Origin of the sequence: Rhizobium sp. Root1334 (assembly GCF_001426665.1) — a bacterium.
Lineage (GTDB): Bacteria > Pseudomonadota > Alphaproteobacteria > Rhizobiales > Rhizobiaceae > Pararhizobium.
The window spans coordinates 97130-115286 of record NZ_LMEY01000003.1 but is presented as its reverse complement, the minus strand read 5'-3'; the positions used below and the strand labels follow the sequence as shown (position 1 = coordinate 115286).

The 18157-nt window shown below is 60.9% G+C and carries 19 protein-coding genes; 4 read left to right on the top strand and 15 right to left on the bottom strand.

Going from position 1 to position 18157, the window contains the following annotated elements; all coding sequences use genetic code 11:
- Positions 1 to 88: 88 nt before the first annotated feature.
- The 4 genes from ASD36_RS09060 to ASD36_RS09045 form a co-directional block, all read right to left on the bottom strand.
- A complete protein-coding gene (locus ASD36_RS09060; RefSeq protein ID WP_060508958.1) occupies positions 89 to 1111 on the bottom strand; it encodes a Fe(3+) ABC transporter substrate-binding protein in 1023 nt (340 codons plus the stop codon).
- Positions 1112 to 1221: 110 nt separating this feature from the next.
- The gene (locus ASD36_RS09055) at positions 1222 to 2277 is read right to left on the bottom strand and encodes an ABC transporter ATP-binding protein (RefSeq protein WP_060508956.1); all 1056 of its coding nucleotides are present in this window, start codon (positions 2275 to 2277) and stop codon (positions 1222 to 1224) included.
- Between the two features lie 381 nt (positions 2278 to 2658).
- Positions 2659 to 2910, bottom strand: a complete 252-nt coding sequence (locus ASD36_RS09050) for a helix-turn-helix transcriptional regulator (protein WP_060508954.1) — start codon at positions 2908 to 2910, stop codon at positions 2659 to 2661.
- Between the two features lie 231 nt (positions 2911 to 3141).
- Positions 3142 to 3426, bottom strand: a complete 285-nt coding sequence (locus tag ASD36_RS09045) for an acylphosphatase (RefSeq protein WP_060506916.1) — start codon at positions 3424 to 3426, stop codon at positions 3142 to 3144.
- 149 nt (positions 3427 to 3575) lie between these two features.
- Between ASD36_RS09045 and ASD36_RS09040 the strand changes: the two genes are divergently transcribed.
- A complete protein-coding gene (locus tag ASD36_RS09040) occupies positions 3576 to 3782 on the top strand; it encodes a hypothetical protein (RefSeq protein WP_037098401.1) in 207 nt (68 codons plus the stop codon).
- Positions 3783 to 4018: 236 nt separating this feature from the next.
- On the opposite strand, the gene ASD36_RS09035 is transcribed toward ASD36_RS09040, so the two are convergent.
- The 10 genes from ASD36_RS09035 to ASD36_RS08990 all read right to left on the bottom strand — a co-directional run bounded on the left by ASD36_RS09035 (position 4019) and on the right by ASD36_RS08990 (position 14947).
- Positions 4019 to 4789: an enoyl-CoA hydratase gene (locus tag ASD36_RS09035; protein WP_060508952.1), complete on the bottom strand. Its 771-nt coding sequence runs from the start codon at positions 4787 to 4789 to the stop codon at positions 4019 to 4021.
- A 34-nt stretch (positions 4790 to 4823) separates the two neighbouring features.
- Complete coding sequence (mmsB, locus tag ASD36_RS09030; protein WP_060508950.1) at positions 4824 to 5714, bottom strand: 3-hydroxyisobutyrate dehydrogenase; 891 nt, start codon at positions 5712 to 5714, stop codon at positions 4824 to 4826.
- On the bottom strand, positions 5711 to 6814 hold the full coding sequence (locus ASD36_RS09025; RefSeq protein WP_060508948.1) for an enoyl-CoA hydratase/isomerase family protein: 1104 nt from the start codon (positions 6812 to 6814) through the stop codon (positions 5711 to 5713). Before ASD36_RS09025 ends, mmsB begins: the two co-directional genes overlap by 4 nt.
- Positions 6798 to 8189, bottom strand: coding sequence for a dihydrolipoyl dehydrogenase (gene lpdA / locus ASD36_RS09020; RefSeq protein ID WP_060508946.1), 1392 nt, complete (start codon positions 8187 to 8189; stop codon positions 6798 to 6800). The genes ASD36_RS09025 and lpdA overlap by 17 nt, the downstream gene beginning before the upstream one ends.
- 4 nt (positions 8190 to 8193) lie before the next feature.
- Positions 8194 to 9504, bottom strand: coding sequence for a dihydrolipoamide acetyltransferase family protein (locus ASD36_RS09015; RefSeq protein ID WP_060508944.1), 1311 nt, complete (start codon positions 9502 to 9504; stop codon positions 8194 to 8196).
- A 2-nt stretch (positions 9505 to 9506) separates the two neighbouring features.
- Positions 9507 to 10520 carry an alpha-ketoacid dehydrogenase subunit beta gene (locus tag ASD36_RS09010; protein WP_060508942.1) on the bottom strand — a complete coding sequence of 338 codons (1014 nt, stop codon included), beginning with the start codon at positions 10518 to 10520 and terminating at the stop codon, positions 9507 to 9509.
- Position 10521: 1 nt separating this feature from the next.
- A complete protein-coding gene (locus tag ASD36_RS09005) occupies positions 10522 to 11754 on the bottom strand; it encodes a 3-methyl-2-oxobutanoate dehydrogenase (2-methylpropanoyl-transferring) subunit alpha (protein WP_060508940.1) in 1233 nt (410 codons plus the stop codon).
- A gap of 66 nt (positions 11755 to 11820) precedes the next feature.
- Positions 11821 to 12948, bottom strand: coding sequence for an acyl-CoA dehydrogenase family protein (locus tag ASD36_RS09000; RefSeq protein ID WP_060508938.1), 1128 nt, complete (start codon positions 12946 to 12948; stop codon positions 11821 to 11823).
- Positions 12949 to 12972: 24 nt separating this feature from the next.
- Complete coding sequence (locus ASD36_RS08995) at positions 12973 to 14160, bottom strand: acetyl-CoA C-acyltransferase (protein ID WP_060508936.1); 1188 nt, start codon at positions 14158 to 14160, stop codon at positions 12973 to 12975.
- A 19-nt stretch (positions 14161 to 14179) separates the two neighbouring features.
- Positions 14180 to 14947, bottom strand: a complete 768-nt coding sequence (locus ASD36_RS08990) for a 3-hydroxyacyl-CoA dehydrogenase (protein ID WP_060508934.1) — start codon at positions 14945 to 14947, stop codon at positions 14180 to 14182.
- A 195-nt stretch (positions 14948 to 15142) separates the two neighbouring features.
- On the opposite strand from ASD36_RS08990, the gene ASD36_RS08985 reads away from it, so the two are divergent.
- The gene (locus ASD36_RS08985; RefSeq protein WP_060508932.1) at positions 15143 to 16153 is read left to right on the top strand and encodes an AraC family transcriptional regulator; all 1011 of its coding nucleotides are present in this window, start codon (positions 15143 to 15145) and stop codon (positions 16151 to 16153) included.
- Between the two features lie 44 nt (positions 16154 to 16197).
- Here ASD36_RS08985 and ASD36_RS08980 read toward each other — a convergent pair whose 3' ends face one another.
- Positions 16198 to 16884, bottom strand: a complete 687-nt coding sequence (locus ASD36_RS08980) for a GntR family transcriptional regulator (protein ID WP_060506927.1) — start codon at positions 16882 to 16884, stop codon at positions 16198 to 16200.
- Between ASD36_RS08980 and ASD36_RS30530 the strand changes: the two genes are divergently transcribed.
- Entirely contained in the window at positions 16883 to 17023 is a 141-nt protein-coding gene (locus ASD36_RS30530) for a hypothetical protein (protein WP_156393825.1), read from the top strand. The genes ASD36_RS08980 and ASD36_RS30530 overlap by 2 nt on opposite strands.
- A gap of 45 nt (positions 17024 to 17068) precedes the next feature.
- Positions 17069 to 18103 carry a 4-hydroxythreonine-4-phosphate dehydrogenase PdxA gene (locus ASD36_RS08975; protein ID WP_060509056.1) on the top strand — a complete coding sequence of 345 codons (1035 nt, stop codon included), beginning with the start codon at positions 17069 to 17071 and terminating at the stop codon, positions 18101 to 18103.
- The last annotated feature ends 54 nt before the right edge of the window (positions 18104 to 18157 follow it).

Genomic DNA, 18157 nt, shown 5'->3' with positions numbered 1-18157 from the left:
CAGCTTCGCACAGCGCTGATCATCGATAGAAATCCATCCCTTGGGCAGAAGAAAAGACGCCCGCGAGACCGCGGGCGCCTTCCTGTCTTTAGTTATCGAAGCCGACCTTGTCGACCAGTTCGCTCGCCTGCTTGCGATGGCTGACGATTTCCGTCAGCGGCTTCGGATCGATCTTCAGTTCACCGAACGAGGCGATAATCGGATCGACCGTTGCACCGGTCTTGACCGGATATTCGAAATTGGCTTCCGCGTAGATCTTCTGGGCTTCGTCGGAGACGAGATATTCCAGAAGCTTGACGGCCTCGGCCTTGTTCGGTGCGTTCTTGGCGACGGCCGCGCCGCTGATATTGACCTGCGTACCGCCGTCCTTGAACGTCGGCAGGACAACCTTGATGGCATTGGCCCAGGTGGCCTGCTCTTCGCCGCCCTTGCCGGAGCGCATCAGGCCAACATAGTAGGAATTGGCAATGGCGATATCGCAAACGCCGCCGAGAATGTCCTTGGCGCCGTCGCGGTCGCCACCAGCTGCCTTGCGGGCCAGGTTGTCCTTCAGGCCCGTCAGCCACTTTTCAGTGGCTTCGGCGCCGTAATGGGCGATGTGATCGGCAAACAGGGCCGTGTTGTACGGGTGCTGGCCGGAGCGAATGCAAATCTTGCCCTTCCACTTCGGATCCGCCAGGTCTTCATAGGTGACGGATGCGAGATCGAGGTCCTTCGCCGCATAGATAACGCGGGCGCGCATCGACAGTGCGAACCAGTGGCCGCTGGCGTCACGCAGCTGCGCGGGAATCGATTCTGTCAGAACGGTGGATTCGACCGGCTGGGTGATGCCCTTTTCGACGAGATCGATGAGATTGCCGGCATCGACGGTCATCAGAATGTCGGCCGGCGAGCTTGCGCCTTCGGTGGCGACGCGCTCAGCCAAACCGTCCTTCATGAAGACCGTGTTGACCTTGGTGCCTGTCGCGGCCGTGAAAGAATCGAGCAGCGGCTGGATGAGGCCCGGCTCGCGGGTCGTGTAGATGTTGAGTTCAGCAGCCGAGACAGCGCTCGTGCTGAGGAGCAATGACGCCGTAAACAGGGTGGATTTTGCGATGCTTGACGTGTTCATTAAATCTCTCCAGGTGAACAATGCCAGCTGTCGAGCATTAATTGATGAAAGCAGTCAAGTTTACGCAGGCAAATTTACCGTAAACAGGCATGCCGATAAAGCACCCGCCTCTACGCTGCCGGGAAAACCAGCCAGCTGTCTGGCAGAACGGTCAGGCCGACCGTCTCTATTCCGGACGGCAAGCGATGCATTGTGCGGACTTGCAACGGCTGTTCCAGCCCCTTGACGGCAATGGCAAGCTGTTCGACCTCGCCAAGGAACGTCCGATTTTTCACTTCCCCGGAAAAATCTCCCGGACCGCGCGAGACCGTAATTCCCTGCGGGCGGATATAGAGCATCGACGGCGTCCCGTCGCGTGCGTCAAGCACCTGCGCAAACCGGCCAATCGCGGTTTCAACATGTCCGTTGCGATAAACGCCGGAAATCCGATTGAAAGCGCAGAAGAACTCGGCGGCATAAGGAGAAACCGGCCGATCATGCAGGTCGTAACCCGATCCGGCCTGAACGATCTTGCCAGCCTTCATCAACACAACCCGGTCGCCCGCCGAGAGCGCTTCTTCAGGGTCATGCGTGACCATAATGACCGTGGTTCCAAGGCCTCTCAGAAGCGACAGCGTTTCATCGCGGACCTTTTCCCTCAATCCACGGTCAAGGTTGGAAAACGGTTCATCCATCAGCAGGATGTCCGGCTGCGGAGCCAGAGCGCGGGCAAGCGCTACACGCTGCTGCTCTCCACCCGACAGCATATGCGGATATCGCCCCTTCAGATGCGCGATGCCAATATGCGCGATAACATCGGCCGTTCTGGCAGCAGCCTCCTGTTTCGAGCGACGCTTCAGGCCGAACTGGATATTCTGTTCGACCGTCAGATGCGGAAAGAGTGCATAGTCCTGGAACACGAAACCAATCTTGCGGTCTTCCGGTTCGACGAAATGTGCCGGACCAGAAATCTCCTGATCGTTGAGCAGGATACGGCCGCCATCGACAGTGTCCACCCCAGCGATCATACGCAGCAATGTCGATTTTCCGCAGCCGGATTGACCGACGAGGCAGATGATTTCACCGGACGCAATTGTCAGCGACACGTCGTCAAGCGCGACTGTTGCGCCGAAACTGCGGCTTACATTGTGGAGCTCAAGCGTCCGGTCCTTGGCGTTCGGCGTCAAAATCCTATCCAGTTCCTCTTTACGCAGTAGAGAACCGCCCGGCAGGCGGCAGAGACGACTCAGCGTTCGAGCCCGTTATCAGTATATTTTCTGGAAAAGACAATCAGCGCGCTGACTGCCACGATTAAATCACGGCCGCCCGAGGCGGGACCGTGGGCAGAACAAGCCTGCGATGCCGGCGTTTGCAGATGAATGGCTGACGCCCGTCCGGCGCTTGGCGGCAAGCAACCGGTCGATACATATTCGGAGTAGTGACGGAGTTTAGGGTTTCTGCTCGGCCGCACCGGGGGAGGCGGTTGCTGAAGCGCAACACACCTGGAACGGTTTCAAAAGCTCATCCGGCCGCAGGCTAACCGCAAGGCGGCGGGGAGCGCAACCGGTTTAGACTTCGGTTTCCAACAAGGCAGATAGGGAGACCTGGAGTGCGGCGGCAATTCTTCTCAACTTGGCCGGATCGGCATCGTTGCCATCTTCAATCGCTGTAATCTCGGAATTCGCCAGCCCGCAGGTCACGGCGAGATCCTCAATGCTGTACCCGGCGGATTCGCGATAGGCTTTGACGCGTGAGGCAACTGTTCCGCCTGCAATTGCGCCGAGGCCAAGGGTGTCGAAGTTGTTGACTGCAATGGACATGGAAGTCTCCTGTTGTTCATGAATCGAAGGTCTGCGTGTATGGTTCCCCGTTTATGACTGACCGCAAAAATACGACTTCCTTTTATTGCTGCATTGCGCCATCGACAAGTAAATATTGCTGCACCTGCTAGATGACTCGGCCCAACGGCTTTGAAAGCAAATCGGATAAATTTCTGTAAATTTATATAAAAACAATGGCTTGAAGGATTTTCCTCGCGCCGTTTTGGCCGATTATTTCGTGATGCGAAATCCTACCGGTTCCTCGTCAAGCGACGTCATCTCCGACCGGACATCGGTAACGGATGCACCGGAAGGGCCGGTCCAGCAGCGCTCCAGCATGGCAGCAACGGCTGCGGCTGGACCGCAGATCAAGGCCGCCACGGTGCCATCGGTTTCGTTGCGGACCCAACCCGACAGACCGAGCCTTTGCGCCTGCCCCCGCGTCCAGAACCGGAAGCCGACACCCTGAACATGCCCGGTTATGCGGACCAATACCGCTTTTGCTTCCTCCGTCATGACCGCCTCCATCAATTCCAGTCACAACAATCTGGAGCGGACATCGAAGATTACAAGCGTCTTTCCCAACGCTGCTCTCCCCTGCTATGGGAAGATGGGTCAGGCTGAAACGCTAGGCTCCCGGCACGATGGCAGGAATGGAAATCGATATGGAAACCGTGGAAATCAATGGCAGAAGCGATTTTGCGCTTTGGGCAATTCAGCGCGCGCAAGAGATCGTCATGGCTGAAGGTGCGGCGCTAGCGCTGGCTGCCCGCGACATGAACGAGGAAGCCCTGCAGGAAAATGGCGCCGCACTCGGCAAGGCCATCGCGGATGCAATGCTGGAGGTTTTCGACGGCTTGATGGCCGAGTAGCAGAAACAGGTGCGGCGGGCATCATTGCTCGCCGGACCGGTTTCGATATTGCACGGCTCTCCGGGGCTGAGCTTGCTGTGAGCTTTGAAGAAGTTTGCCATTCGAAGCGGATTTAGGAGATTGGAATTACCAAACCTCAGTTTCCAAGATCGCTACGCGGATGGGCCGAACCGAGGGCGCACACGGCATTCAGTTGTTTTTGACGCTCAGTAGGCTGGCTTTGTCCATATCGCCTTCTACTTCCCCTGGAATTGCGCCGGCCGTTTTTCAATGAAAGCCGCCATGCCTTCCTTCTGGTCCTGTGTGGCGAACAGCGCGTGAAAAATGCGGCGTTCGAACAGGATGCCTTCGCGCAAGCCACCTTCGAGCGCGCGGTCGACGGCTTCTCGCGCCGCCATCGTGGCGGCCTTGCCGTATCCCGCAATCGTTTGAGCGGCCGTCAGCGTTTCCTCCAGCAGTTTTTCCGCCGGGAGCACACGTGCGACGAGGCCGCAGCGTTCGGCCTCGGTCGCATCCATCATCCGGCCGGTCAGGATCATGTCCATCGCCTTCGCCTTGCCGACCAGTTTCGTCAGCCGCTGCGAACCGCCCATGCCGGGGATGACGCCCAGCTTGATTTCGGGTTGGCCGAACATCGCCGTGTCGGCGGCAAAGATCATGTCGCACATCATTGCCAGCTCGCAACCGCCGCCAAGCGCATAGCCGGAGACGGCGGCAATTTTTGGCGTGCGGAACGACGCAAACTTGTCCCAGGCGGCAAAGAAATCCTCGCCGAACATGTCGGGGAACGACTTGTCAGCCATCTCCTTGATGTCGGCGCCGGCCGCAAAGGCCTTGTCGGACCCCTTCAGCACAAAACAGCCGACACCGGGATCGCGATCAAGCGGTGCAAGGTCGCTCGCCAGAGCATTCATGATCTCGGAGTTGAGCGCGTTGCGGGCAGCAGGCCGGTTCAGCGTGACGATGACGACCCGGTCCTGCTGTTCGACGATGATCGGGTTTTCCATTGGCGTGATCCTCTTGCGGACGTTTCGGGCTTGGTCAGGCGATGTCGCCGGACTGTTGCCTTAGCATGTTGATGATGCCGGAAAAATCCTTGTCGGCATTTCCGAGTTCGTTGAACAGCGCATAGAGCTCTGCGGCCTTGGCGCCAAGCGGCGTGGTAGCGCCTGCGGATTGCGCCGCCTCCTGCGACAGCTTCAGATCCTTCAGCATCAGCGCACCGGCAAAACCCGGCTTGTAGTCATTGTTGGCAGGTGATGTAGGGACAGGTCCGGGAACTGGGCAATAGGTGGTCAGTGACCAGCATTGGCCTGACGATACCGAGGCGACATCAAACAGCGCCTGATGCGAGAGGCCGAGTTTTTCGCCAAGCACGAAAGCTTCGCCGACCGCAATCATGCTGATGCCGAGGATCATGTTGTTGCAGATCTTCGCGGCCTGTCCGGCAGCCATACCACCGCAATGGATGATTTTTTTGCCCATCGCCGCAAAGATTGGCTGGGACTTCGCAAAAACATCCCGTTCGCCGCCGATCATGAAGGTCAGCGTGCCCGCCGTGGCGCCGCCGGTTCCGCCGGATACGGGCGCATCAAGCGAGGGGCAGCCTTCTGCCGCCGCCATGTCATGCGCCGCACGGGCGCTGTCGATGTCGATGGTCGAGCAATCGATCAAAAGTGTGCCGGATGGCACCAAGGTCAGAAGCTCCTGCCAGACCGACAGGACGTGTTTACCAGCAGGAAGCATGGTGATGACGGTATCGGCGCCCGCAATCGCTTCGGCGAGCGACGCGCAGGCGGTGATGCCCTTGCTGCGCGCTTCGTCCAATAGAGGCTGGGCGAGGTCGAATCCCCTCACCACATGGCCTGCCTTGACGAGATTGGCAGCCATCGGGCCGCCCATGTGACCGAGACCAATAAAGCCGATCGTCATGCTGGTGATCCTTCCCTGATCTTGTCTGCAAACAGCGGTTGCGCGGATGGCTGGAAATAGGCATCGACATCGGCTGCGGTGACATCGGCAAGCCGCGCTGGCCGCCATTGCGGATTGCGATCCTTGTCGATCACGGCGGCCCGCACACCCTCGTAGAAATCATGGCTGGTCAGAACCGCAGCCGTCGCAGCGAACTCCCGTTCGAGGCAATCTTCCAGACGTTCGGCATGTTTGCCAAGCCGCAACAACCGCAACGTGACGTTGAGACTGAGCGGCGATTTTGTCGAGAGAACGGATAAAATCTTTTCAGCAAAAGGACTGTTGTCCCGGCACAGCGCCTCCAGAATGCCTTCGATCGTGTCAAAGGCGAAGAGACGATCGATAACCCGTTGTTGCGCTTCCAGAACGCCTACTGGCGGCGCCTCCGAAAAGCTTGCGGTGGTGGCTGAAACGGCTTCGTGCGGGCTGTCAGCAGGCAATGATGCCAAAGCCTCGATCAACTCTGGAAGCCGCTCGGAGCGGATAAAAATATCAGCAAGGCCTGCGAGGATCGCGTCGGCAGCCCCCAGCGGTTCGCCAGTCAAGCCGACATAGGTGCCGAGTTCACCGGCCTGACGCGTCAGGAACCATGATCCACCCACATCCGGAAAAAACCCAATGCCGGTTTCCGGCATGGCAAACCGAGTCCGCTCGGTAACGATCCGGTGGCTGCCATAAACGGAGATGCCGACACCGCCGCCCATGACAATGCCGTCCATGACGACGATATAAGGCTTGGGATAATGACCGATACGGGCGTTGAGCTTGTATTCTTCGCGCCAGAATGTCGTTGGCGCGTCCGATCCGGCTTTGCCGCCGTCATAGATGGCGCGGATATCGCCACCGGCGCAGAGACCGCGTTCGCCCTCGCCCGTGACAAGCACCGCAGCGACGCCCAGATCGCGCTCGAAGCCGTCGAGTGCTACCTCCATGTCGCGCACCATCTGCAGCGTCAGGCTGTTGAGCGCCTTTGGCCGATTGAGCCGGATGCGGCCGAGCGCGCCGTGACGCTCGACCAGCGTTTCGGCTTCCGTCGCACGGGTGTCAGATATGGAGGGCATGGCCAAGCGCTTTCAAGGCGGCTTCCTGGAAGCCTTCACTGCGTGTCGGGTGGGCGTGGATCGTCGCGGCGATGTCTTCGAGGCGGGCTCCCATTTCGATGGCCAGCGCAAACGCGCTCGACAGTTCGGAAACACCGGAGCCGACGGCCTGGATGCCGAGGACGAGGTTGCTGTCGGCGCGAGCGACGATGCGAACGAAGCCTTCTTCCGAGAGCATGGTCATGGCGCGGCCATTAGCATTAAACGGGAATTGGCCGACGCGGATTTCGTAGCCCTGCGCCCGCGCCTCATCCGGTGAGAGACCGGCAGTGACGATTTCCGGGTCGGTGAAGCAAACGGCTGGAATGCAGCGTTTGTCCCATATGCGCTTTTTCCCGGCGACGATTTCGGCAACCATCTCGCCCTGCGCCATGGCGCGGTGGGCCAGCATCGGCTCGCCGGTGATATCGCCGATCGCATGGACACCACGCATCGAGGTGCGGCAGCGGTCGTCGATGCGCAGGAATTTTCCGGCGCGATCAAGGTCGAGTTCATCCAGCCCCCAGCCTTCCGTCCTGGGCTTGCGGCCGACGGTGACGAGGATCTTGTCGGCGGCAAGCTGCTCTTCCGCGCCTTCGGCGGTCTCGATCAGCAGCGCACTGCCGGAAAGCCCCTTAGCCTTGGCGCCTGTCAGAACACGGATGCCGAGATCGGCCAACCGCTTGGCCACGGGCTTCACCAGTTCGGCATCATATTGCGGCAGGATTTGTGATGTCGCTTCAACGACGGTGACTTTGGACCCTATTTTGGCGAAGGCGGTGCCCAGCTCAAGGCCGATATAGCCGCCACCGACCACTACCAGCTTTTGCGGCACGGTTTTCAGGGACAGCGCTTCCGTCGAAGAAATGACCGGCCCGCCGAAGGGCAGGAATGGCAGTTCCACCGGCTCCGAACCAGTGGCGATGACGATCGTTTCGGCGCGGATGACCTGCACGCCCGTTTCCGTCTCGACCTCGACGGTCTTGCCGTCACGGAATTTTGCCCGGCCGTGGACGATCTTGACCCGGGCCTTGCGCAGGAGCCCCAGCACGCCACTGTTCAGGCGTCCAACGATGCCGTCCTTCCAGGCGATGGTCTTGGCAAGATCGAGTTTGGGTGCCTCGACGGAAATTCCGAGCGGGCTTTTGGCGCTCGCCATGTGGCTGACTTTTTCGAATTCCTCGGCCGCATGGATCAGCGCCTTGGAGGGGATGCAGCCGATATTGAGACAGGTACCACCGGCCTTGACGGCTTCGACGATGACGGTATCGACTCCGAGCTGCCCGGCCCGGATGGCGCAAATATAGCCCCCCGGACCGGCGCCGATGACGAGAAGTTTGCAGACGATCTCTTTCATGGGCTCAGCTTTCAATGAAAATCAGCGCGGGAGTTTCGAGCAACGCCTTGATCCGCTGGACGAAGGTCGCCGCATCCCAGCCGTCCACCACACGGTGGTCGAAGCTGGACGACAGGTTCATCATCTTGCGCGGGATGAACTGGCTGCCGTCCCAGACCGGCCGGGTCATGATCTTATTGACACCGACGATCGCCACTTCGGGGTGATTGATGATCGGCGTGGTGGCGATGCCGCCCATGGCGCCGAGCGAAGTGATGGTGATGGTCGAGCCGGAGAGTTCCTCACGCAGCGCCGATCCTGTGCGGGCGGCTTCCGCCAACCGCACGACTTCGGCTGCACAATCCCAGATACCGCGCGCTTCCGTATGGCGCACCACGGGAACGGTGAGACCGGCCGGCGTCTGGGTGGCGATGCCGATATGCACAGCGGCGTGGCGGCTGACGATGCCCGCGTCGTCGTCGAAGGTGGCGTTGACAACGGGCTGCTCGTCAATGGTCTTCACCATCGCGCGCATCAGGAAGGGCAGGATCGTCAGCTTCGTCTGGTCGGGCTTGCGGGTGGCGTTCATCGTCGCCCGCAGGTCTTCCAGATCGGTGACGTCGATTTCCTCGACATAGGTGATATGCGGAATGCGCGACGTCGCCAGCACCATCTTTTCAGAAATGCGGCGGCGCAGGCCGGTGACCTTGATCTCCTCGACGGCGGTCTTTTTGGCAAGACCGGTCGGTGCTGGTTGCGGTTGCGCACCACGGGCAAGGAATTGGTCGAGGTCGTCGTGGGTGATGCGTCCGGCCGGACCAGTGCCGATCACCTGCCTGAGGTCGATGCCGCCGTCCTGTGCCCGAAGACGGACGGCAGGCGAAGCGAGCGGCTTGGCGAGCGTATCGGGGGCAGTGCGGCTTCCCTTCTCCCCAGCAGGGAGACCCGCAGGGCCGGATGAGGGGGCTGGCTGGCGAATAGAGGGCAAAGCGTCCCCCTCATCCGCCCTTCGGGCGCCTTCTCCCCGCTGGGGAGAAGAGGGAGTAATCGTTACCGTTTCCGCCATCGGAACGGCCTCCACCTCGCCGCCCTCGCCCGCGACCTGAATGCGGACTAGCGGCGCCTTGACGGCAACGGTGTCACCGATCTCCGCACCCAGCCAGAGAACAGTACCGGTAACCGGCGACGGGATTTCGACCGTCGCCTTATCGGTCATGACCGCGGCCAGGATCATGTCCTCGCGGATGGGATCGCCGACCTTGCAATGCCATTCGACAAGCTCGGCTTCCGCTACACCTTCGCCGACATCCGGCATCTTGATGATGAATTCACCCATGGTCACGCCTCCATCACTTCGGCAAGCGCGCGTCCGACGCGGCCGGGTCCGGGGAAATAATCCCATTCCTGCGCATGCGGATAGGGCGTGTCCCAACCGGTGACGCGCACGACCGGGGCTTCCAGATGGTAGAAGCAATGCTCCTGCACCAGAGCGGTCAGTTCTGCGCCATAGCCGGAGGTCAGAGTCGCCTCATGGACGACGACGCAGCGGCCCGTCTTGGTGACTGACTGCACGATCGTATCGAGATCAAGCGGCAGCAGGCTGCGAAGGTCGATCACTTCGGCATCGATGCCCATTTCCTCGACGGCCGCCAGCGCCACATGCACCATCGTGCCATAGGCGATCACGGTGACCGCAGAACCCTGCCTGCGGATTTCGGCCTTGCCGATCGGGATACTGTAATGTCCCTCCGGAACCTCGCCGAGCTCGTGTTTGGACCATGGTGTGACCGGCCTGTCGTGATGGCCGTCGAACGGGCCGTTGTAGAGGCGCTTCGGCTCGAGGAACATCACCGGGTCGGGGTCTTCGATCGAGGCGATCAGCAGGCCCTTGGCATCATAAGGGTTTGAGGGCACAACGACTTTCAGGCCGCAGACATGAGTAAACAGCGCTTCCGGGCTCTGGCTGTGCGTCTGCCCGCCAAAAATGCCGCCGCCGGTTGGCATGCGCAGCACGATCGGGCAAGTGAAGTCGCCGTTTGAGCGGTAGCGGATGCGGGCGGCTTCCTGGGTGATCTGGTCGTAGGCCGGGTACATGTAGTCGGCGAACTGGATTTCGACGCAGGGCTTCAGGCCATAGGCCGCCATGCCGATCGCCGTGCCGACGATGCCGCTTTCGCTGATGGGAGCGTCGAAGCAGCGGGTCTTGCCGTATTTCGCCTGAAGCCCCTGGGTACAGCGGAAGACGCCACCGAAATAGCCGACATCCTCGCCAAACACCACCACATCGTCATCACGTTCCATCGAGACGTCCATGGCGCTACGCACCGCCTCGATCATCGTCATTCTGGCCATGTCAGTATCCTGCCTTCTGCCGCTGACGGCGAATATGGGGCGGCATCTCGGCATAGACGCCTTCGAAGATATCGCGCACAGACGGTTTTCCACCCGCATGCAGGGTGCCGTGGGTTTCGGCTTCCTTCTGCGCCTGAATGACCTCGTCGAGGATTTCTGCTTCCGCCTGTACATGCCGTTCTTCGGACCAGACGCCGCGAACGATCAGGTGCTTCTTCAAACGCAGGACGGGATCGCCGAGCGGCCAGGCCTCGGACTCGGTCTTCGGGCGATAAGCGCTCGGGTCGTCGGAGGAGGAATGCCCCCCGACCCGGTAGGTCACATATTCGATGAGCGTCGGACCGAGATTGCGCCGGGCGCGCTCGGTCGCCCAGAGGGAAACGGCGTAGACCGCGAGATAGTCGTTGCCATCGACCCGCAGGGCGGGGATGCCGAAACCCAGGCCACGCGCGGCAAACGTGCCGGAGCCGCCGCGGGCAATGCCCTGGAAAGTGGAAATGGCCCACTGGTTGTTGACGATATTGAGGATAACAGGCGCCTTGTAGGTCGAGGCGAAGACCAGCGCCGAATGGAAATCCGATTCCGCCGTCGAGCCATCGCCGATCCAGGCAGCGGCGATCTTGGTGTCGTTCTTGATGGCAGACGCCATCGCCCAACCGACAGCCTGGACATATTGCGTGGCGAGATTGCCGGAGATCGTGAAAAAGCCGTGTTCCTTGGAGGAATACATGATCGGCAGCTGGCGCCCGCGCAGCGGATCCTTCTCGTTGGAGAAGATCTGGTTCATCATCTCGACCATCGGATAATCGTCGGCAATCAGCAGACCGGCCTGGCGATAGGTCGGAAAATTCATGTCGCCCTTCTTCAGCGCTTTGCGGAAGGCGCAGCTGACGGCTTCCTCGCCGAGATGCTGCATGTAGAAAGACGTCTTGCCCTGCCGCTGCGCCATCAGCATCCGCGCATCGAAGGCCCTAAGCTTCATCATGTGCCTGAGGCCGGTCAGCAATTCCTCATCCGACAGTAATCCAGCCCAGGGGCCGACTGCTTCGCCCTCGCGGTTCAGCACACGAATGATCGAATAGGCGAGATCGCGAATATCTTCGGATGCGGCATCGACTGCAGGGCGAGGCACGGAGCCGGCCTTGGCGATATCGACATTGGAAAAATCCGGCATGCCGCCGGGCCGGACGGCCGGTTCAGGAACATGCAGACTCAGTTGCGGGAACTCGGTCATGCCGTGCTCTTCCTCCTATTTTTGCCCTTACCTTCCAGTCTCCTCCCGGAAGCGGGGCGCATTGTCTTATAGACTACGTGCAATGACGATGCGTTGCACGTCGCTTGTACCTTCATAGATCTGGCAAATGCGGACGTCGCGATAGATACGCTCGACCGGATAATCCGACATGTAACCGTAGCCGCCATGGATCTGGATCGCGTCCGAGCAGACCTTTTCCGCCATTTCCGAGGCAAACAACTTGGCCATCGAGGCTTCCGTCAGGCAGGGCTCGCCGGCTTCCTTCAGCTCGGCCGCATGCAGCACCATTTGCCGCGCAGCGGCAATCTGTGTCGCCATATCGGCAAGTCGGAAGGCGACGGCCTGGTGCTCGATGATCGGCTTGCCGAAGGCGATGCGCTCGCGGGCATAATCGCGGGCGGCCTCGAAGGCCGCACGCGCCATACCGACGGATTGAGAAGCGATGCCGATGCGGCCACCTTCGAGATTGGCGAGTGCAATCTTGTAACCCTCGCCCTCGGCACCGAGCCGCAGATCTGCGGGAATGCGCATATTGCTGAAAGCGATCTGGCAGGTGTCGGAAGAATGCAGGCCGAGCTTGTGTTCGACGCGAACGACCTCATAGCCGGGCGTGTCTGTCGGCACAATGAAGGCCGTGATGCCTTTCTTGCCGGCATCGGGATCGGTAACGGCGAAGACGATGATGACATTGCCGTTCTTGCCGGAGGTGATGAACTGCTTGGCGCCGTCGAGCACATAGTCGTCGCCATCGCGGCGGGCCCGGGTGCGCAAGTTGGAGGCGTCGGACCCTGCCTGTGGTTCCGTCAGAGCAAAGCCGCCGATCCATTCACCGGAAGCCAGTCTCGGCAGGAAACGCTGCTTCTGCTCTTCCGTGCCGAATTTCAGGATCGGCACACAACCGACCGAACTGTGCACGCTCATGATCGTCGAGCAAGGACCGTCACCGGCCGCAATTTCCTCGAGCGCGACCGCATAGGCAACGGTTCCGGTCTCCGAGCCGCCATAGGCCTCCGGCACCAGCATGCCGAGGAAGCCGAGCTCACCCATCTCCTTCAGTTCGCCTTTCGGAAACGCGTGCGACACGTCGCGTTCGGCAGCGCCCGGTGCCAGCCGCTCGCGGGCGAAATCGCGGGCCATGTCGCGAATCTGGATCTGCTGTTCAGACAGGATCATGTTTTACTCTCCTCCCCGTTCCGCTCAATGCCGCTCGACCGCGATCGCCGTCGCCTCGCCGCCGCCGATGCAGAGCGAGGCCATGCCGCGCTTCAGATCGTAGCGCTCAAGCGCCGCCAGCAATGTGACGATGACGCGGGCGCCGGACGCGCCGATGGGATGGCCGAGCGCGCAGGCGCCGCCATGCACATTGACCTTGTCATGCGGCAGGTCGAGATCGCGCATCGCAGCCATCGCGACCACGGCGAAGGCCTCATTGATCTCGAACAGATCGACATCCTTCAAGGCCCATCCGGTGCGTTCGCTGAGTTTCTTCAGCGCGCCGATCGGCGCTGTGGCAAACAGATTGGGTGCCTGCGCATGGGTGGCATGGCCGGTGATCGTTGCAAGCGGCGCCAGTCCCCGGCGGTCGGCTTCGGAGCGGCGCATCAGCACCAGTGCTGCAGCGCCATCGGAAATCGAGCTGGCATTCGCCGCCGTCACCGTGCCGTTTTCGCGGAAGGCAGGTTTCAGCGTCGGGATTTTTTCAAGTTTCGCCTTGCCCGGTTGCTCATCGCGGCTGACGACCTGTTCCGTCTTACCGGTCTTCACGGTGACCGGCGTGATCTCGGCATCGAACGCCCCCTCCTGAATTGCCTTTTGAGCACGGGTGAGAGAGGTCACGGCAAAATCGTCCTGGGCGGGGCGGGTGAACTGGTAGGCCTCGGCACAATCTTCGGCAAACGTGCCCATCAGCCGTCCCTTGTCATAGGCATCCTCCAGCCCGTCGAGGAACATGTGGTCGATGACGCGGCCATGACCGAGCCGGTAACCGCCGCGGGCCCGATCCAGCAGATAGGGCGCATTGCTCATGCTTTCCATGCCGCCGGCGACGGCAATATTGGCGCTGCCAGCCAGGATAAGATCATGCGCCAGCATGGCCGCCTTCATGCCGGAGCCGCACATCTTGTTGACGGTGCTGGCGCCGGTTGCAAATGGAAGGCCCGCGCCGATGGCCGCCTGACGAGCCGGTGCCTGCCCTTGTCCCGCCGGGAGCACGCAGCCGAACACGACTTCATCCACCAGCGCCGATGCCAGACCACTGCGTTCCAATGCAGCGCGGATAGACGCAGCCCCGAGGTCCGGCGCGGTGGCGCCCTGCAGATCACCCTGAAATCCGCCCATGGCGGTACGGGCCGAGCCGACAATGACGATTGGATCATGTGCTGTCATTTCAAACCTCCCAAGCCGCTCAGCGCGGCCCCATGCGCAGCGCGCCATCCAGACGGATGACCTCGCCATTCAGCATGGTGTTCTCACAGATGTGGCGCACCAAAGCGGCAAATTCAGCCGGACGGCCAAGACGTGGCGGAAACGGTACGCTCTTTCCAAGCGCTTCCTGCGTCTCGGGCGGCATGCCGGCCATCATCGGCGTCTCGAAAATGCCCGGCGCGATGGTGACGACGCGGATGCCGTAGCGGGCGAGTTCGCGCGCAATCGGCAGGGTCATGCCGACGACGCCGCCCTTGGAGGCGGAATAGGCAGCCTGACCGATCTGGCCGTCGAACGCGGCAACCGAAGCGGTGTTGACGATGACGCCGCGCTCGCCTTCGCTGTCCGGTTCCTGTGCCTGGATGGCGGAAGCGGCAAGCCGGATCATGTTGAATGTGCCGACCAGATTGATACCGATCGCCTGCGCAAAACTCTCAAGACGATGCGGGCCGTCGCGACCGAGAACTTTTTCACCCGGTGCGACGCCAGCACAATTCACCAGGCCATGGAGATGGCCGAATGTTTCAAGCGCAGTGTTGATGGCGGCCTGAGCGTCCGGCTCGCTGGTGACATCGGTGCGGACAAACCGGGCGCTTGCCCCGAGACTTGCAGCGGTCTGCGCACCTGCGTCCTGGTTGATGTCGGCGATAACGATGCGGGCGCCAGCCTCAGCCAGCATGCGCGTGACAGCCGCGCCAAGACCGGAACCACCGCCGGTGACCACAAAAACCTTGCTGGAAATCTTCATAGCGCTGCCTTTCTCATGTGAAGGCGCGCAACAGTCAGCCCTTGATCCGTCATGCAGCCTCCCCGCCGCGTTCCGTCCATCATGCCTGATTTTGATCATAGCATCTTGCCGGACTCTACGCTCGCGCGATATTGCAAGCGATGACAGAACTGCGCCTCATTTTTCGGCCGGTTTTGCCATATGGGAGGAAAATCGATGATGGACGCGGACCGGCGGATGATTTCACCCTCGTTTGTCGAGGAGGCGCTTGACTGCCTGCGCCGGGCCGGCAAGCCGACGGCGCCGCTTTTGGCTTCACTGGGTTTGCCGCTCGTGGTCGAAAAACCGATTTCTGCCGAAAGTTACGGTGCTCTGTGGCTGGCGGTTGCGGCGGAAGTGGACGACGAGTTCTTCGGGATGGGCGAGCGGCCGATGCGGCGCGGCAGCTTTACGCTTCTCTGTCATTGCGTGCTGCATGCCAAGACGCTTGATCAGGCCCTTCGCCGGGCGCTTCGTTTTCTGGGAGTGGTACTGGAGGATCCAAGCGGCGAACTGGTGATCCGCGACGGGCTCGCCGAGATCGTACTGACGGACAAGGGAGAGGCCAGGTCGGCCTTTGCCTATCGGACCTACTGGATACTGCTACACGGCATCACCTGCTGGCTGGTCGGCCGCCGCATCCCGATTCGCCGGGTGGACTTTCGCTGCGCCGAACCGCTGGAGGGCGCCGATTACCGCCTTTTCTTCGGCGCGCCCGTACAGTTTTCACAGCCCGTCAGCCGCCTGGCCTTCGATCGTGCAGTCTTGAAGCTGCCGATCGTGCGGACCGAACAGGCCCTGAAACAGTTTCTTCGGGGAGCGCCTGCCAACATTCTCGTGCGTTACCGGTATGATGCGGGGCTGGCGGCCGCCGTTCGCAAGCGGCTTCGCCAACAGGCGCCAGCGGCGTGGTCCGGATTTGACGACCTGGCCGCGCAGATGCACATGTCGCCTTCGACATTGCGCCATCGGCTGCAGGCCGAAGGCCAAAGTTATGCCGGTATCAAGGACGAAATCCGCCGCGACCGTGCCGTCGAGATGCTGCAAAGCAGTGACGCAAGCGTTGGAGACATCGCCGCGCAGCTCGGTTACTCCGAACCAAGTGCGTTCCACCGCGCTTTCCGCAAATGGACCACGAAAAGCCCCGCGGCCTTCCGGCGGCAGGCAACGGCATCAGCAGTCAAATAGACTTGCACGTGCTGTCGGGGTTTGATGAGGAGAATGCGGGCGGATCAGAGTGATGCCCGCACCCTGTCCCACGCATTGAACAAGTGCCGGCCGAGGACTTCGGACAGGCGGGTCTTGTCGCGGGCCTCCAGCGCCGAGATCATTTCCTCGTGTTCGGAAACGGCGGCAGCCCATTTTTCAGGACCTTCATGGCCAATGAAGCGGATGCGCTTCAGCCGGGTCTGCAGGATGGCATGAATATCGATCAGCGAGCTGTTCTGCGCCAGCCGGACGATCGCGGTGTGGATGTCCTGGTTGAGCTTGTAATATTGCAGACGGTCGGCGGCCTTGTAGCGGTCGATCATCTCGTCGTGCAGCGCCCGCACCTCGGCGATTTCCGCATCGGTTGCAGCTTCACAGGCGAGGCGGCCGGCGAGTTCTTCGAGCGTCCGCAGCACCGTCAGCATGTCATGGACGTCTTTCGGGCTGAAGCGCTTGACTACCGCGCCCCGGCTCGGCACCAGTTCGACCAGACCCTCGCTGGCCAGATATTTGATTGCCTCGCGCAACGGCGTGCGGGACACCCCGAGCTGTTCTCCCAGCTGGCCTTCATGCAGACGCGTGCCCGGCTCAAGGTCCCCCTCGATGATCATGTCGCGCAGGTGGTTGACCAGCGTGTCGTGCAGGGCCGTGCGCCGGATCGGACCGGCGCTGCCATCGGCACGGCGTTGCAGTGAGGAGATCTCGTCCATGTCTTTCGTGCCCGTTCCGCTCTGGCGCGTTGTGTTTCTGAATCGTTTTTTAGCGCATTGCGAACATGAAGATTGCCTGATCCAACGTCAACAAAAAATGCTGCATACAGAATACAAAAGACTTGATGCAGAATTATGAATGCCGTATGACGGCTTCAACAGCATGAAGCGGAGGACTTTCATCATGACCCTGAGCGCCAACGATGCGCGTCCTGTTATTGCGCTCGCCATGGGCGATCCGGCAGGCATCAGCCCAGAACTGACCGCCAAGCTCCTGTCGATGGACGATATTCGCGAAGCGGCACATCTGGTTGTGATCGGCGATCGCCGTATTCTCGATGAAGGTGCCGAATGCGCCGGGCTCGCGCTCGATCTCGCTTCCGCATCGCTGGAGAATTTCGAGGGCGCCGGCACTGACAAGCACGTATTCGTCGATCTTGCCCATCTCGATCCGGCCGATGTTGATCGCGGCGAGGCAACGCTTGCCGGCGGCACATTTGCCACCACCAACTTCCGCACTGCGCTGCAGTTGGCTGACAAGGGCCGTGCACAGGCCGTCTGCTTCACGCCCTTCAACAAGAAGGCGATGCGCTTTGCTTATCCGGGCTATGACGATGAAATCCGTTTCGTCGCCGACGTCATCGGCTTCACCGGCAAGGTGCGCGAATTCAATGTTCTGGAGAAGGTCTGGAATGCGCGCGTCACCTCGCACATTCCGCTGTCCGAAGTTTCGGCCAACCTGTCGGTCGACGGCATCCTTGCTGAAATCGAACTGACGCGGGGGTGCCTGAAGGCAGCCGGTTATGACAATCCGCGCATTGCGGTCGCAGGCCTCAACCCGCATGCCGGCGACGGCGGCAGCTTCGGCATGGAAGAAATCGACATCATCGAGCCGGCTGTACAGTTTGCCCGCCAGCGCGGATGGGATGTCGAAGGCCCCTTCCCGGCCGACACCGTCTTCCTGCGGGCGCTGAAGGAAGGTTTTCAGGCGGTTTTGACCATGTATCACGATCAGGGTCAGATCGCGATGAAGATGATGGGCTTCGACAAGGGTGTGACGATGATGGGCGGACTGCCATTCGCTCTGTGCACGCCTGCTCACGGCACTGCATACGACATCGCCGGCAAGGGTATTGCCGATGTTGGCGCAAGCCGTGAGGCCATTCTTCTGGCGGCGCGCATGGCGAAAAGAAGTGCGGCCCAGGCCGCTGCTGCCTGAATTCGACCTGTTTTGGTTTCTACCGGCGTGGAGGAGGTTCACGCCGTTCATTCA

What these genes read in the sequence shown, in the direction of transcription:
- ASD36_RS09060 (WP_060508958.1), bottom strand. Translation starts at nt 1,111, where the DNA reads ATGAACACGTCAAGCATCGCAAAATCCACCCTGTTTACGGCGTCATTG.
- ASD36_RS09050 (WP_060508954.1), bottom strand. Translation starts at nt 2,910, where the DNA reads ATGTCCATTGCAGTCAACAACTTCGACACCCTTGGCCTCGGCGCAATT.
- ASD36_RS09045 (WP_060506916.1), bottom strand. Translation starts at nt 3,426, where the DNA reads ATGACGGAGGAAGCAAAAGCGGTATTGGTCCGCATAACCGGGCATGTT.
- ASD36_RS09040 (WP_037098401.1), top strand. Translation starts at nt 3,576, where the DNA reads ATGGAAACCGTGGAAATCAATGGCAGAAGCGATTTTGCGCTTTGGGCA.
- ASD36_RS09035 (WP_060508952.1), bottom strand. Translation starts at nt 4,789, where the DNA reads ATGGAAAACCCGATCATCGTCGAACAGCAGGACCGGGTCGTCATCGTC.
- mmsB (WP_060508950.1), bottom strand. Translation starts at nt 5,714, where the DNA reads ATGACGATCGGCTTTATTGGTCTCGGTCACATGGGCGGCCCGATGGCT.
- ASD36_RS09025 (WP_060508948.1), bottom strand. Translation starts at nt 6,814, where the DNA reads ATGCCCTCCATATCTGACACCCGTGCGACGGAAGCCGAAACGCTGGTC.
- lpdA (WP_060508946.1), bottom strand. Translation starts at nt 8,189, where the DNA reads ATGAAAGAGATCGTCTGCAAACTTCTCGTCATCGGCGCCGGTCCGGGG.
- ASD36_RS09015 (WP_060508944.1), bottom strand. Translation starts at nt 9,504, where the DNA reads ATGGGTGAATTCATCATCAAGATGCCGGATGTCGGCGAAGGTGTAGCG.
- ASD36_RS09010 (WP_060508942.1), bottom strand. Translation starts at nt 10,520, where the DNA reads ATGGCCAGAATGACGATGATCGAGGCGGTGCGTAGCGCCATGGACGTC.
- ASD36_RS09005 (WP_060508940.1), bottom strand. Translation starts at nt 11,754, where the DNA reads ATGACCGAGTTCCCGCAACTGAGTCTGCATGTTCCTGAACCGGCCGTC.
- ASD36_RS09000 (WP_060508938.1), bottom strand. Translation starts at nt 12,948, where the DNA reads ATGATCCTGTCTGAACAGCAGATCCAGATTCGCGACATGGCCCGCGAT.
- ASD36_RS08995 (WP_060508936.1), bottom strand. Translation starts at nt 14,160, where the DNA reads ATGACAGCACATGATCCAATCGTCATTGTCGGCTCGGCCCGTACCGCC.
- ASD36_RS08990 (WP_060508934.1), bottom strand. Translation starts at nt 14,947, where the DNA reads ATGAAGATTTCCAGCAAGGTTTTTGTGGTCACCGGCGGTGGTTCCGGT.
- ASD36_RS08985 (WP_060508932.1), top strand. Translation starts at nt 15,143, where the DNA reads ATGATGGACGCGGACCGGCGGATGATTTCACCCTCGTTTGTCGAGGAG.
- ASD36_RS30530 (WP_156393825.1), top strand. Translation starts at nt 16,883, where the DNA reads ATGTCTTTCGTGCCCGTTCCGCTCTGGCGCGTTGTGTTTCTGAATCGT.
- ASD36_RS08980 (WP_060506927.1), bottom strand. Translation starts at nt 16,884, where the DNA reads ATGGACGAGATCTCCTCACTGCAACGCCGTGCCGATGGCAGCGCCGGT.
- ASD36_RS08975 (WP_060509056.1), top strand. Translation starts at nt 17,069, where the DNA reads ATGACCCTGAGCGCCAACGATGCGCGTCCTGTTATTGCGCTCGCCATG.